This is a genomic window from Sphingobium sp. D43FB, assembly GCF_002312805.1.
Classification (GTDB): Bacteria; Pseudomonadota; Alphaproteobacteria; order Sphingomonadales; family Sphingomonadaceae; genus Sphingobium.
In genome coordinates this window covers 1-14472 of record NZ_NMUA01000008.1, presented here as the reverse complement: position 1 = coordinate 14472, position 14472 = coordinate 1, and the positions used below count along the sequence as shown (strand labels likewise).

At 55.5% G+C, this 14472-nt stretch carries 15 protein-coding genes, 1 tRNA gene and 1 pseudogene; 14 read left to right on the top strand and 3 right to left on the bottom strand.

Annotated elements, in window-relative coordinates; all coding sequences use genetic code 11:
• Positions 1 to 28: 28 nt before the first annotated feature.
• Both SxD43FB_RS08705 and SxD43FB_RS08700 read right to left on the bottom strand, forming a co-directional pair.
• On the bottom strand, positions 29 to 343 hold the full coding sequence (locus SxD43FB_RS08705) for a hypothetical protein (protein WP_096061851.1): 315 nt from the start codon (positions 341 to 343) through the stop codon (positions 29 to 31).
• Between the two features lie 69 nt (positions 344 to 412).
• The gene (locus tag SxD43FB_RS08700; RefSeq protein ID WP_051519788.1) at positions 413 to 925 is read right to left on the bottom strand and encodes a MarR family transcriptional regulator; all 513 of its coding nucleotides are present in this window, start codon (positions 923 to 925) and stop codon (positions 413 to 415) included.
• Between the two features lie 124 nt (positions 926 to 1049).
• Between SxD43FB_RS08700 and SxD43FB_RS08695 the strand changes: the two genes are divergently transcribed.
• The 5 genes from SxD43FB_RS08695 (at position 1050) to SxD43FB_RS08675 (ending at position 4885) form a co-directional block, all read left to right on the top strand.
• Positions 1050 to 1124: transfer RNA gene (locus SxD43FB_RS08695), tRNA-Gln, on the top strand.
• 304 nt (positions 1125 to 1428) lie between these two features.
• Positions 1429 to 2946, top strand: a complete 1518-nt coding sequence (locus SxD43FB_RS08690) for a site-specific integrase (protein WP_176482722.1) — start codon at positions 1429 to 1431, stop codon at positions 2944 to 2946.
• A 176-nt stretch (positions 2947 to 3122) separates the two neighbouring features.
• On the top strand, positions 3123 to 3407 hold the full coding sequence (locus tag SxD43FB_RS08685; protein ID WP_096061849.1) for a hypothetical protein: 285 nt from the start codon (positions 3123 to 3125) through the stop codon (positions 3405 to 3407).
• Between the two features lie 61 nt (positions 3408 to 3468).
• Positions 3469 to 4530 (top strand): hypothetical protein, encoded by a 1062-nt coding sequence (locus SxD43FB_RS08680; protein WP_096061848.1) that lies wholly within the window; start codon positions 3469 to 3471, stop codon positions 4528 to 4530.
• Between the two features lies 1 nt (position 4531).
• A complete protein-coding gene (locus SxD43FB_RS08675; protein WP_096061847.1) occupies positions 4532 to 4885 on the top strand; it encodes a DUF2958 domain-containing protein in 354 nt (117 codons plus the stop codon).
• Here SxD43FB_RS08675 and SxD43FB_RS08670 read toward each other — a convergent pair.
• On the bottom strand, positions 4875 to 5102 hold the full coding sequence (locus SxD43FB_RS08670) for a helix-turn-helix transcriptional regulator (RefSeq protein WP_096061846.1): 228 nt from the start codon (positions 5100 to 5102) through the stop codon (positions 4875 to 4877). The genes SxD43FB_RS08675 and SxD43FB_RS08670 overlap by 11 nt on opposite strands.
• Before the next feature lie 70 nt (positions 5103 to 5172).
• Here SxD43FB_RS08670 and SxD43FB_RS25185 point away from each other — a divergent pair, with 70 nt between their 5' ends.
• The 9 genes and pseudogenes from SxD43FB_RS25185 to SxD43FB_RS08620 all read left to right on the top strand — a co-directional run.
• Positions 5173 to 5832, top strand: coding sequence for an SHOCT domain-containing protein (locus SxD43FB_RS25185; RefSeq protein WP_096061845.1), 660 nt, complete (start codon positions 5173 to 5175; stop codon positions 5830 to 5832).
• Complete coding sequence (locus SxD43FB_RS08660) at positions 5825 to 6730, top strand: SHOCT domain-containing protein (protein WP_096061844.1); 906 nt, start codon at positions 5825 to 5827, stop codon at positions 6728 to 6730. Before SxD43FB_RS25185 ends, SxD43FB_RS08660 begins: the two co-directional genes overlap by 8 nt.
• A 373-nt stretch (positions 6731 to 7103) precedes the next feature.
• Entirely contained in the window at positions 7104 to 7805 is a 702-nt protein-coding gene (locus SxD43FB_RS08655; protein WP_176482721.1) for a hypothetical protein, read from the top strand.
• Positions 7806 to 7961: 156 nt separating this feature from the next.
• Positions 7962 to 8132 carry a helix-turn-helix domain-containing protein gene (locus SxD43FB_RS08650; protein ID WP_096061842.1) on the top strand — a complete coding sequence of 57 codons (171 nt, stop codon included), beginning with the start codon at positions 7962 to 7964 and terminating at the stop codon, positions 8130 to 8132.
• Between the two features lie 342 nt (positions 8133 to 8474).
• Complete coding sequence (locus SxD43FB_RS08645; RefSeq protein WP_096061841.1) at positions 8475 to 10628, top strand: AAA family ATPase; 2154 nt, start codon at positions 8475 to 8477, stop codon at positions 10626 to 10628.
• A 2-nt stretch (positions 10629 to 10630) separates the two neighbouring features.
• Positions 10631 to 12223, top strand: a complete 1593-nt coding sequence (locus SxD43FB_RS24700) for a hypothetical protein (protein WP_141249478.1) — start codon at positions 10631 to 10633, stop codon at positions 12221 to 12223.
• Between the two features lie 387 nt (positions 12224 to 12610).
• Positions 12611 to 13525 carry a zincin-like metallopeptidase domain-containing protein gene (locus SxD43FB_RS08630; RefSeq protein ID WP_096061838.1) on the top strand — a complete coding sequence of 305 codons (915 nt, stop codon included), beginning with the start codon at positions 12611 to 12613 and terminating at the stop codon, positions 13523 to 13525.
• Entirely contained in the window at positions 13522 to 13941 is a 420-nt protein-coding gene (locus SxD43FB_RS24695; protein ID WP_141249477.1) for a hypothetical protein, read from the top strand. The genes SxD43FB_RS08630 and SxD43FB_RS24695 overlap by 4 nt, the downstream gene beginning before the upstream one ends.
• Positions 13942 to 14048: 107 nt before the next feature.
• A pseudogene (locus SxD43FB_RS08620) lies at positions 14049 to 14472 on the top strand (transposase); the annotation flags it as partial.

The following is a 14472-nucleotide window of genomic DNA, read 5'->3' as shown; positions in this document are numbered from 1 at the left end:
CCGTACAGTCATGCGTGGCCCATTGGCATCAGTCGTTCTTGAGGTCGCTGCCCGCTTCCTGCAGCGTATCGCCAACATCGCGCTTGGCTTCATCGGCGGTGCGATCCGCATCTTCAGCCGCTTCGTCGGTCGCAGCACCGATCCGCGCCGCGCCATTGTCGATCGCACGGCCCGCATCATCCAGCCCGTTGTCGATCGTGTCGCCCGCGCGGTCCATAGCGCTGCTCATGTCATTGCCGATCGCCGACCCGGCATTTTCGATGCTGTCCTCGGCCTTTTCCGAACAGGCCGACAGGCTGACCGCCGAAACGACCGCCAGTGCGGCGAGAAATTTGTGACGCATGATGGCTCCTCTTGTCAATGAATGGAGTCCGATAAGCGCAGGAAGGCCGATTAGGTTGCGTCTTGTGCGCTATCGCCCGCGCAGGCCGAACACCATCGAACGATCCGATTCGGGGATCAACCCTTCCAGCACGCGCCAGAATCCGGTGACCGATCCCTGCCCTGCCTGGGCATAGGCCGCTGCCATTTTTTCCCGCAACGCCCGGAACAGCTCGGCCTCCAGCGCGGCGCCTTCTGCGCTGAGCCGCAGCAATTTTTGCCGCCGGTCGCTGGCACCCGGCCGCGTCTCGATATAGCCGCGCTCGATGAGGTCATTGAGCACCCGGCCCAGCGATTGCTTGGTAATGGACAGCAACCGCAGCAGATCCTTGACGGTGAGGTCGGGCTGGCGCGAGATGAAATAGAGCGCGCGATGATGCGCCCGCCCAAGCCCCTGCGCCGCCAGCCCCTCATCGATCGAGCGGGTCAGCGCGGAATAGCCGAAATAGAGCATTTCGATGCCGCGCCGGATTTCATCTTCACGCAGAAAGAGCGGCGATGCAGGCGCCATCTGCGCGGATGTGGGGGAAGAGGAAGCGGACATGGTTGTGGTAATCCGGTACGAAGCCAAGAAGCGTCATAGTGCCGTCGCGAAACTGTGATGACTAGGCTTTCCTTTCGCGCCCGACGCGCTATATGGCGACCCGCGCCGACGATGGTCGGCCTGCTGGGGCGTCGCCAAGCGGTAAGGCAGCGGCTTTTGATGCCGCCATGCGCAGGTTCGAATCCTGCCGCCCCAGCCAGTTTCCTATCAACACACTGCAAAACCTTGGTTTTCGAACAGCGCCGGAACCGTGGTGGGGCATTTGCTACAAAGCTCTGCTACAAAGTTGAGGCTTTGTTGGTATGGGAGCCATCCCAAATACAGTGCGTCGGGCAGGGATTTATCATTTCCGCAGAGGGATTCCGGCCGCCCTTCAACCTATTCTTAAACGGGTTGAGCTGACATGCAGTCTGGGTACGAATGATGCGGCGGTGGCACGAAGCCTGTCCCGCTATTTGTATCTCCAATCGGAGGAGATGTTCAGTGTCGTTAGGTGTGTCCCGTTGCTGACCGATCAAGACATTGCGGCCCTGATCAAAGATTTCTACGCGACGATCCTCTCTCGCGATGAAAGCGTGCGGTTGGATAGCGATGAGCCTGTGTGTGAAGAAGTTCGCCAGGGGCTTAGCGATCATTACCGGATTTTGGCAGAACGCTCACGCATCGACCTGGCTAGTAATGCGTTTGACTCCGTGCGGATGATTACCGGCGCAATGTTGGCCCGTCGTTTCGGCATTGACGCCAAATTTGAGAGGAGCGAGGTGCGCCGTCTCGAACATGCGATGCTTCGGGCAGGGATTGAGGTTTCGGAAACGTTGCGCGCGCGATGGGAAGGCAATTTCAACTACGAGCCTTCCGACAAACTGCTGGCCCAAGCGTTGCGAGAAACGCCCTCTGCTCCGATTTCTAACCCAGCGCCCCCTTCGACTGAAGTGCCTTCCGTAGTGGCCGGTCCTACCTTCTCGGCAGCGGCGGAATTGTTTCGCGAGGGCCAGTTGCGGCGGAAAATCTGGGAACGTCAAACCTATCTACAGGCAAGAGCCACATATTCGATTTTCTGCGACTTTGCTGGGGATCGGCCACTCAGCGGATACGTCCGAGCCGATGCGGGTCGTTTCAAGGCACTTCTTGAGGAGTTGCCCGCGAACTACAGCAAAGCGGCCGAATATCGGGGTTTGTCAGCACAGCAAATCGTTGCTCAAGCGCTACAGCAAGACGTTCCGCGCCTATCGTCCCGCACTGTGCAGCGGCATTTCGCTGCTTTGTCTACTTTATGGGATAGCGCCATCGAACAAGGGACGGCGAGCATCAAGATTTTTAACGATTGGAAGTTTACGGCAGCCAAACGCGCTCGGGACCAACGTAAGATGTGGGACAGTGAAGCCCTCCAAAAGTTGTTCTCGACTCCTATTTGGACTGGCTGCCAATCTGAGCATCGGCGATCCAAGCCAGGGCAGCATGTCCTTCGTGACGAGAAATTCTGGCTTCCGCTCATCGCTGTATATTCCGGAATGCGTCAGGAAGAAATTTGTCAGCTTCGGTTAGCCGACGTGCGCCAAACCGAAGGGATATGGGTGTTTGATCTCAGAGAGGGTGATGGACGCCAACTCAAAAACAGCAATGCTGTGCGGAAGGTGCCGATCCATAATATGCTGATCCGGCTTGGTTTATTAAACTATGCTGATGCTCTGCGGACTGAATCCGCCCAGTTACTGTTTCCGAATTTACAGCCTGGAGGCGCGGATGATCGTTTAGGGCATAATTACTCCAAATGGTTCACGCGCTATCGGCGTGACACAGATCTTTACGCCGAAGGGCTGGATTTCCATTCGTTCCGCCACAGCGCCACGACGTTTATGAAGCGGGCAGGTGTTGCAGATTCCGTCATTGATGAAGTGACGGGCCATGCAACGGCTGGTGAAACAGCCCGCTACAATAAGGGATTGACGGTCGCAAACTTGAAAGACGCCATTGACAAGATCGACATCGACGTAAATCTAATCAACCTCGAGCAAAAATAGCGGGAAACGCTGGCGGGGTCAGCGCTCGAACGACTCGACAAGGGGGGCTCTTCGGTACATAAATTTCTGGCGCTCCAGACGCCTATGCCCTCCCTAATACCTACCTTACCCTTATCTATCCTGCCTTTATACATACCATCCTTCTCTCCCTTTCCCTCTCCATCCTTGGAAGAGAAATGAAGGAAGATATGATGAGATTTAAGAAGATGCCGTCAGCGGAAATCCAGCCGGATGATGATGAGTTGATGGCTACTGCCATTGTTCAGCTGCGCGGGTACGGCGCAGATGTGCGTCGACCTGAAGGTTCATCATTCCAATTGAAGCTGCCCAAGGGCGTCAACTTCTATCCCACCACTGGAAAAATATACATTGATGGTGGGGTGTCGGCCCTCTCGCAGAAAGGCCTGGAGGCCCTTCTGCTGATTTTGCGTGATCAAGGAACAATTGCAAATCCTGCATAGATATCGACCGTTTCGATGAATCTTTGCTGCCGGACAATGCCCGGCCAGCAGAGGAGAATTCATGACGCCAGAGTCCGGCAAAGCCATTGGCCAACTGCCCATCGTGCCAGAAGAGTTGCTAAAGGCGCACTTCGTCCACGAAAAGTTCGATACTCGCTTTCGTGCATGTGCCCGGTTGCTGCAGGCGATGTGGCGGGAGCGCCAGGGGCTTCCTGTAGGCACCTTCCAGGGACGAGATGGCCGCAAGCGGAAGGTCGGCTCCCTTCTTAGCACGACGGCAGCAGCGGTGGGCCGCAACTTCCTCGGACCCGCCGTGGCCCATCTGGCACGACGTGAGGTCATCTATCAGGAGACAGGAGCACTCATCGACCGACAGAGGCTTTACAGCAATCTGCTGAGCTCCATGCCATTGGCCTTTAACTTCTTCGCACCATTGCGCTTTGATCTCGCGCTGGCAGCAAAGGTCATGCGAGCCATTGCACCCACGATCGACATCGCCGCCGTTCGCCACGTTTGGTTCGAGCATTCGCCGGGCCGTCGTCAGGCAGACTTGACCGGTGACCGCACCGCCTTTGACGTCGCGATTGTCTATGAGCGAAGCGATGGCGCGACAGGCCTAATCGGCATCGAAGTCAAATATTCTGAAAACCTTGCTGAACCCGCTCCTCCCGAGCTGAAGTCACGTTATGATGACCTGGCACAAGCATCCGATCTGTTCAAAGAGCCGATGCATGCTGCTTTGCGCATCAATCCGATGCAGCAGCTGTTCCGCGAACATCTGTTGGCGCAAGCGGCACGGATGCGTGGCGATTGGGCCGAAACGCACTTCATGCTGCTTGCCCCTCGGCACAACCACCACGTCCAACAGGGCGCGCAACTATATGGTAAATTCCTCAAGACGCCGGGCTCGGATCAGGCGTCCTTCCTCAACGTCGATCTGGAGCAGTTCGTCGAGGCACTTGGCTGGGCTGGCGCGCGCGATGAGGCCTATGCGCTCTTCGATCGATACCTCAACTGGGGCATCGTGATCGATGCGGTCGAAGCCTGCCTTCGTAGCAAAATGGACGATTGGCACATCGCCCCACCGACCGCACCGCTTAGTCTGATCGGGAAGGCTGCCTGACATGGACAAGCCAGCATTCCTCGATACTGCCACCTTCGCGATATTGCAGGCTAACGGTCGGCGAAGTGCGTCGGGCGAAAATATAGATCTCGTGCCGGTGGTGAAGCTCTTCACCCCGGACGCCGGGGCAACCTGGCTCCTCACAGAAATTGATCCGATCGATTCCGACCGCGCTTTCGGCCTGTGCGACTTAGGATTGGGAGAACCCGAGCTGGGCTATGTAAGCCTCGCCGAATTAGCCCAGGTTCGCGGGCATCTGCGCCTGCCGATCGAAAAGGACATTGCGTTCGTCGGTGCTCAACCTCTGTCGGCTTATACCACCGAGGCGCGGATCGCCGGTAGAATTATAGCTTAACGTCGAGGGTTGACGGCTGGAGCAAATCCAAATGCGAAACGCCCAGTGCCAGAGCAAGCTCATACACCGTCACGATCGTTGGGTTCCGTCGACCGCCTTCAAGGCCTGAAACATACTGCTGACTGAAGCCTGAGCGTTCAGCAAACTCCTCCTGCGTCCATCCTTTGTCTTGGCGCAGACGCTTAAAATTTGATCCGATCAGGCGGCGCATATCCATGCCGCCCTGATCGGGCTTGCAATGTCCGTAAGTTTATCAACTATAATATGTATTGTTCATTGGGGGGTATATGACTGATCGGATCGATGCGCTGGAGCGCCTAGCTAAACTCAAGGCAGATGGCGCGCTTTCGGAGATGGAATTCGCTTCTCAGAAGGCCAAAATTCTCGGAGAGCAGGCTAGTCAGCAGGCTCCCGCCTTAAGCGAGCGTTGGCGTGAAGGACGGACGAAAACGCATGGGACGCGGCGCTTCTTCCGTTGGTTCTGGGGAATCCAGATGTTGTTTATCGTTTGTATCGGAATTTACTTCCTGACAGCCGGTAGCAAAGAGGAGGCCCGGCGCAGCGTCATAGCCGATGAGGCCCCCGCCGCCGCTGTACCACAAACACGCGAGCCAGCTCAGCCACTCCAAACGGTTGAGATTACAGATGCGACCCTTACCGACCCTTGGAATTACGACGGGGATGGCGGCAAAAACAGCCATATGGATGTGTGTGCAAGCAGACAGGTCACAATCGCTAACCAGTCCACCCGGACACTACATCTTGAGCTTTATGATCTGGCAACCGTCGAGGCACAGGGCACGATTCCTGACTTGGTTGCAGGCGAAAGCCGCCTTTTTAGCGTCGGAAAAGTCGGAGAATATGTCATCAGCAACAGTGCCGAGGCAGGACAGGTGGCGACTACGCTTTTCCTCCTCAACGCCGTGAAATGCTCTTCTGATGAATGACCATCTCGAAAAGATCGAGAGGCTTCATCGCCTTCGCGAGCAAGGGCATTTGTCTGTACGGGAGTTTGAAGCCGAGAAGGCGGCTCTACTCGACAGCCTCGAGAACCACGAGACGCCACCGACTTCCCTCGTGAGATCAGGCGCGGTTCGATTCGTTTGGATCATCACGGGCATTGCCGTCCTGCTTTGCGCGACATACTTCACCGCGCTGCATCGTCGCCCGGAAAGTGTGCGCGAAGTGCAGAGATCGCCGATACCCAGCCTGGTCAACACTATGACCTCCGACGATAAGCCGCGCAGTGTCGGGCCACCGCCAGATTATATGAGGCTTTGCATTTATAGTGGCGTGACGCCCATGGGCACGCGCCTATCTACCATGGCTAGCTTGCTTCAACAGCAAGGTCGATTGGTCGCTTGGCAGGAAAATGGCACTGATTGGATTATGCGGACCACCTGGCATGATCGATTGACCGACACCGATCATGAAGAAGGGTTCGAATTTCATCGCCGAGATGGTGCAGAGCCAGCGCCAGCCTGTAATCGCCCCATAGGAGAGGTCATGCTGGATCGCGTAGCCCGTGATGGCATGGAATTGCCGACGCTCGATACGTCCCTCGCCACGCTTTTTTACAAGGACATCGGACAATCGCAGCCGGGTGGCGAACACGATAGCGGGGGTGACGACGAATCTTCTATCCGGGCCGTGCCGATCGTGGCTCAATATATCGCATTGAATGACCGCTGCCGTGGCGGGTCCGGCGATGACGATGCGACGATGAAGGCTTGTGAGAAACGCGATGCCCTCATGCCGGAAGTCGAACGTCAGGGATATTGTTGGGGCGGCGCGTCGGATCAGTCTGAAGCAGATAGAAAATGGCAGCGCTGTGATGGACGATGAGTGCGACGCCGTAGGCCGACAGTCCTCGACTCGTAACGGCGCGTCCTTCGAAATTGGGCAGCACGTGTTTTTCTGGACCGGGCGTAGGTCTCAAGGATATGGCACCATAACTGCTGTCAAAAACGAACGGTTCCTCATCGAACCAGATGCTGACGCCTTAAAAGGAAGCGATTTTCGGGTACATCCACCTGGATCGAAAAAAGCAGATTCATGGGCCCCCCGTGACTATGGTGTCATGCCAAGCCAGATCAATTCGCCGCCAGATCCTTGGTTTCAGGACTCCTGACATTAATGAATGCGAAACTAGAATGTTGGACATTCATGCTTCGTCGCCCAACTTGCATTGATGCGGTTCCTCCGCTTGGCGTGTTTCGTGGTCGGATTCTGGGGTAAAGAACGGGAATCAGGTTTAAGGACGGAATGCCTTATGGTCTGGGTTAATACGACAGATGACGTCCCCTTTATGCCGAAACCCCCTTTCGAAATGAAGAAGGGTGACGATGTAATTGAATTTCGGGCGAAAAAATTCGTTTCTTCTGCGGCACACGACGAGGATGGCCCCGACGATCCCTATGGCCGCTCAGTCATGCCGATTATGCATGCATTAAGTCGTGGTGACCTGCGCGCGTACATCCATCTTGATTCTGGATATTTGCCCATCCCCAAATCGATGTGGGCACCTGATGAAAATGGAAGCTGGCCAGTCGACTGGTTGATTGGGCAAATGGATCCGATACCGTTTGGTGACGAGGCAGAGCGCAGAATTGTATTTCCATTCGTTGGCGCTACCGTCATGTTTCTGGAAAGCGAATATAAGAAATGGGCCAACTCGCCAAGTGGCAAGCCGAGACAAGCCGTAGACCAGCCGGGCTATGTGTCAGAGCAGAATATTCGTACTTGGTTGACAACCGTCGACACGACTCAATTCAAGCAAGCTGAACTTCTCGCTGCGGCACAGAAGTGGTTTAGTCCGCACATCGTTCGACCTTACCATGTGAAAAAGGCCCGTCGTGAGATCGAGCCTGGCAATCGCAAATCGGGTCCAAAGAGCGGATCTCGAGCCATCCCAGACTGAGTGCGTAGAAGGCGCTCGGCAACTTCTACCGATTGCCCTTTTCCCCCTAATTATTGGAAAATTTTCCCCGCCGCATTTCCGAATTTTCTTTTCCAAATAGCCCGGTCCAGATCCTTGTGTGCACAGGCAATTGCCCCTGCATATCAGGAGACTATCATGAACAGCATACCGCTTACGGTATCGATCGAATCCGCCGGCAACATCATCGGCGTCTCCCGCACTATGATTTATGCGCTGATCAATGCCAAGCGCATCACCGCGGTAAAGGTAAACCGTCGAACGCTGGTCACGATGGAGAGCTTACGGGCGCTGGTCGATTCCGGCTGATCTGCCCGCTAGGTGAGAGAGGCTATCTAGACCAGCGGCCAAATAAGCAGGCCAACTTTCATGCGGTAGGGCTCTAACTTACATCAAGCGTAGCCCCATCTGCGCCTCACAGGCCTCGTAAGCAAACCGAATATCAGAATATAATGCAATTTTATCAATGTCTTACGGAATGGTGGGCCACTTGTCGGTTTGGAGACCTAGCCTTTCGACTCGGTGGCAAAAGTTGGTGTAGCGCGACAGCTTCGCCGAGCTAGGTCGCTGTCCAAAACGCCCGCGTTGCGTGCGATTTAATCCCCATTTTCAAAATCTGAGCGCCCGTGCGCCACGGAGGACTGCGTTCACATGGAAATCCACAATAGCAGTATGATCGGCAGCCCGCTTCCGACAGCAATGCGCCCGCTCAACTTCGATACCGTGATCGGGCATGAAGCGGCCATTGCTCAGCTTTCGGCGATGATCAGATCGCAGACCATGAGCCATGTTATTTTTGTTGGTGCTTCCGGCGTTGGCAAGACCACGCTCGCCCGCATTCTCGCAAAGAATCTAAATTGTGTCGAACGGCCGGGCACAGTGCCCTGCGGCCAATGCGCGAGCTGCCGTTCGATCGACGAGGGCCGTAGGCACCGGGCCTATCATGAGCTTAATGCTGCAGGCCGCGATGGCAGCAAGGAGGAGCTGAGCGACTTCTTACAACATGACATTAGCGTCGTTCCGCCCGGCTATCGACATCATATCGTGTTCATTGACGAGGCCCAGCGTCTCTCCACATACTCGCAAGATCTACTGCTGAAATCGCTTGAAGAGCAGCGCGGCAAGACGATTTTCATCTTCGCCTTAATCGATGAAGGACCGCTTTCCGAGGCATTCCAGGCTCGTTGTCGGATAATTCGCCTGCATCCGCCAACGATTGAGCAACGGCTGCTCGCGCTCCAGCGGGCATGCTTCGAAGCGAAGATTGGCGCTGAACAGGACGCGTTGGTGTTAATTGCTGAGCGCTCCTCCAGCATCAGGCGTGCGCTCAGCAGGCTTGAACAGGTCCGTGACGCTACTGAGGATGGGGATAGAATCAGCGTCGAACTGGCCCGCACGACGCTGTTTCGCGAAGAGTCGGATGCAACGATCGCCCTTCTTAAGTCTGCGCTTGCCGGCGACGCTGCAAGCGCGGCGGTTGCGATCGATCAGATGGGATCCGACCCATCCGCCGCGATTTCCTCGATCCAGCGCCTTTTAACGCTGATCAAGGTGACGCAAATCGGCCCGCATTTCGGGCACCCATCTCGCGCTGAGATGCTGCTATACGACCATGCCGCAATCGCCGCGCTAGTCGATGCGATTGTACGCACGGCCAAGAACCTCAACCACTCGTCCTACTCCTTCTACGACGAGCTGCTTGAGCACTGGAGTTTCACGCCGCCGCCAACATCTGAAGCCCTCAGGCTGCACGCCCTGCGCTTTGTCGACCTGTGCGCGGCGACCGGCTCATGCAACGAACCATCACGCAAATTAGGCCTGCTTCCCACGATCAGCGAGCCCTATCGTTCGTCTCGCCTCCGTCGGCCACGAGCCACCCGGTATCGGCCTCAGTCTACAGCAGCGCGCCCGGATCAATTTTTATCATCGGCTCAAGCTGCCCAGGTCTATGAGGCGGCAACCTTCCTGGTTCAGGAATTTGGCATAGCGCTCAACGCGGCATTGAAGATCAATTTCATTGAGTTTGGGATCGCATCCGAGGAATCAGCGGCATCGTTGCTAACCAACCTTAGTCGCGAAATGGCGCAACGGCTGAGAGGCCGGACCGGCAGCGCTCATACCGGACCAGGGCTTCATCGTCTATCGCTGCTCGGGCGCGACGCCACCGGAAATATTACCGGATCACTTGTTTTTCACCTCCCGGCAGGCACGGACATACAAGGATGGCTCAATAGCTATTTTGGTCGATTCGCCCATAACCAGCCGGGCATAAACGATCTTCCAGAGCTGGATTTTCGCGCCCCGGTCGATCCGCGTAATGCGCTCGACCGGCAATGGTCACTGCTTCGTCGCTACATATGGGCAGGCCTCGATCCCGCTCTGCTCATTCAGAACGTTCCGCTTATCGACCATCTAGCTGTTGCCAATCGGCAGCGACATCCTGCGGGCGCCGTTGAAAGAGCACGGTTGCGCTTTTCGCACAGCATCGGACGTAAAGGCCAGACGGGCGCGGCGGCGGAAGGCATGGCTCATCTGTCTGCGTGGCATGCCGGACGATGGGATCAATTATTTACCGGCTGGGAACTTCAAGAACATCGTGAGCGGGTTCGACTGCGTGAACGCCGCTGTGAAGCCTTGACCCTATTTGAAGCGCGGCGTGCGGTAACGGGCGACCCCTTGGCACTCAGCGTGATCGATAAACTTGAACATGACGAGCGAACTAGTTGGGCAAAAGATCCGCTCAATCGGCCACGCACGCGACCTTGCTGGGCGGCTCGCTCCCCAAAATCTGGAACAGGAAATTGAAAATGAAAGCTTTACGTCACATGATTGATCGCGCCATTCGCAATGGCGCGGACCCCGCTGACACTAACCTCCCCGACGAAATTCGACGTGCAGCAGCCATCAACAACCTAAATGCAGCCTCTGCGAAGGTTCGATCTAGAGACGGTCTTAACGCGGTGGGTTTGGATGAGGACGCGAAGCTTGCACTTGCTGCGCTGAAAGAGATGAAGGACGGAGGGCAGACGCGCTTTAATAGCCATCACGGCGTATTCATGGCCATCCCACTGGATCTCCTGCATGACGCGGTAGTGGGCGTTCAGCTCCCTAACGATGACCAGGCAATCCTACGTCAACTTCGCGAGCCAATCAATGGATTGAAAGGAATAAAAGGAACAGCACCCTCAGAAGAGAGGTATATTTCTGACCGTAGGCTCGCGGCGAGGCTGCAGATGTGTACGATAAAATTAATGAGAGAGGCAGTTGAATTTCATAATAGCATACCCGGATTCGATATATGCGCTACTTCACCTGCTCTTCATCATGAATCGGAACTGCATAACAGCGATATTTCATTCACCTTTAGATTCCATATACTGTCGGAATTGTTTGATCATAGTTTAAACGGTCAACATTTTAATTGGAGCAACGTGGCCAACAAGCAGCAGCTTGTATTTTTTCATTATGTAGCGCGGGAAAAGACGTTTACGATCATCTATGGTGATACGTGCCTGAATATTAGTGTCGATCCAATGCCCGCTCCTGAGACGACGCTCGCTAACCTCGCACTTGATGCGCCTCGCCGCACCTTTGATACCGTCTCCTTGATTGAGGGGCTCGATTGGGTCTTGCGCTGGGCTGGAAACTTTGACGTTCTGCAAGAGGCGGGGGCTGTGATCAGTACAAACCATGTTCGTCCGATGTCTTTCAGTACGCCAAATATAGATCGTGAGCGGATTGCCATTCCCGCCATAGTTGCACCTACTCTGAAACGAATTCTCAGACGTCTTGGTGCCGGCGCATTCATCCGTGATGACGGCAATCATTATTTCATCGAAAAGGGCGTCTTCACGCTCGCCTTTGCAATAGCGCCGCCCTACCATAGTGATTTCCAAAATATTCACGCTCGCATTAACAAAAACGGAATATTCCTAACACTCGATGCCGTGGCAATGCTTCGGGCGTTACTGCTGATGCGCGTGATCGAAGCAGACCGCGCACGCATGGAACTGATTCCGGGTAACCCAGCTCATATCAAGTTGTCAGCTGTTCGATATCGAAATGGGAAGGAGGATCGTGCAGTAGACTATTTTCCTGTCGTAGATTTTGCAAATCCGGATGCTATAGTTAATCGAAGCGTCGAATTTGATGTCCTGCCTTGGATCGATATCCTCAGCAGCAGGGAAGCGAAAGTGATCAAAATTATCATTTCTGGCGACCGTACAGGTGTATCGATAGAGCAAGAGCATGAAGAGCGTGTCGTCCATGCACTGGCTATGATCACACCCACCCTGCCAGACGATCACGAATGGGATCGCATGCCCACGGGCGGATCTGCGTGTAACGCGTCTGGCCTCAGCAATGTCCCCGCAGTAGCCGAAAGGCTGGCAGACCTATGACAAAGGCTCTTTCGCAATCGTCTGGTGGCGGTATGTCCATATGACTGCAATTTGGCATTACACAGTCGACCGTTGAACTCGCATCCCCGGTCGGGCCCTTCGCTGTTGACGCCATCACGGAAATTCCCGGGTTTCAATCCATAATAAAGATTTGAAAACAGGCGAGCAAATTTGCGGCAGAATGCCCTCACGGGGGAGTTGCGACATGGGGACGACCTCCAGCTCGAGGATCATTTTCAGGCGGGGTTTGTAAGAACGCGAAAGGCATATCACCCGCCATATACCATCGCGTCCCGTTACCCAGATGTAGAGGAACTGGAGCGGTTCCTCGCAAGAAATCTCTGCTGTTCGTGAACCTTTCATCGCAACTGCGGTGCGAGGACAACAATGAAGGCAGACTTATATCAGCGTATCACCGACGAGATTGTCGCCGCTATCGAGGCTGGCACCGCTGAATTCCACATGCCTTGGTATAACTGTGCGAGCATTGGTTCTCCGAAGAACATTGTTACCGGTCGGCCATATCGTGGCATTAATACGCTGCTGCTTTGGGCAGAGGCTCGCCACCGCGGTTTCAAGTCAGCAAAATGGGCAACCTACCGGCAATGGATGCAATTGGGCGCGCAGGTTCGCAAGGGAGAGCGAGCAACGACCGTGTTACTATGGAAACCCGTCGAGAAGCGCATGGATCTCGACGAGGGTAATGGTCAGCCCGACCGTCAGCGGATGTTCGCGCGCGCATTCAGGGTCTTCAACATGGCGCAGGTCGATAGCTATGAGGAGGTAGCCCTTCAGCATCCTGCAATTGCACCGATTGAGCGCGCTGACGCCTTTTTCCGTGCTCAATCAGCGAATATTTGGGAGGGTAGCGACAGCGCCTTCTACGACCCTCACGCCGATATGATCTCGATGCCGTCGTTTGATGCGTTCGTATCTGCGGAGGCCTATTATTCGGTTCTAGCCCATGAGCTGACCCATTGGACGGGCGCAAAGATCCGTCTTGACCGCGACCTGTCTGGCCGTTTTGGATCTGACGCTTATGCCATGGAGGAATTGATTGCCGAGCTTGGCGCGGCGTTCACCGTAAGCCACCTCGAGCTCGCCTCCAAACCAAGAACCGATCATGCACCATATATCGCATCTTGGCTGCGCGTTCTTGGCAATGATCCTCGCGCGATTTTCACGGCCGCCAGTCGGGCTCAGGCTGCGGCTGATTATCTGATCGGTGCGGAGCACAACAAGGTTGTAAGGCCCAAACTCAGGTCGGATGGCTTGCTCACAGCTCTGGAACAGGCGGCATGAGCCACAGTTCCACCCGATATCGGTTGTCAAAATCCAAGATCGCAGCGTTCGAGCATTGCCCACGGCGATTGTGGCTACAAATTCATCACCGTGACGTCGGTCATTTTGATTCCGACACACTCGCCCGATTTCGGATCGGACATGAGGTTGGCCGCCTGGCAACGGTAGCCATGCCGGACGGAGTTCTGGTCGAAGCCGAACCCAATATCGAGGCAGCGCTTGTTCGCACGACGCAGCTGATTGCCCATGACGCGAGCCGCCCAATCTTTGAGGCAACATTCCAGCATCATGGTGTTTTGGTACGTGTCGACATCCTAGAACCTGTTGGCCTGGGCAGCTGGCACGCCATCGAAGTCAAACCCAAGTTGAACAGTGCCGGCGGAACACGCAGGGAACGCGAGCTGGTAAGTATTTGATTTTGCTAGGCGTGGGTTTGGGGGCAAAACCGGATGTGCTAACAACATTTTGCCTGTAACTGGCCGTTTGGTTTATCTTTACGAGTACAGGCAGTAACAACCTGGCCATGTATGTCGTCGAACGAGTCGCGCGCGGCCACCGCTATCTTTACCTGGTCGAGAGCGTGCGCGAGGGCAAAACTGTCCGCCAGCGCACGATCAAGGCTCTGGGCCGCAAGGATGCGCTGGCCGCAAGTGGCGAACTCGACAGACTGGCCGCCTCGATCGCACGTCACGCAGAGCGCAGCATCATTCTGTCCGATATCGATGCAGGCCGGATCGTAGCCCGCAGGATCGGAGGCCCGTTGCTGTTCGGGCGCCTGTGGCAGCGGCTTGGCATCGATGCTGTATTGGAAGAGGTGCTGGAAGGGCGCCAGTTCGGCTTTGCCGTGGAGCGCGCCGTATTTGTCGCTACACTGCACCGCCTGTTCGTCTCAGGCTCGGACCGAGCCTGCCTGGACTGGATGGAGAGCTACGCCATCGACGGCAGCG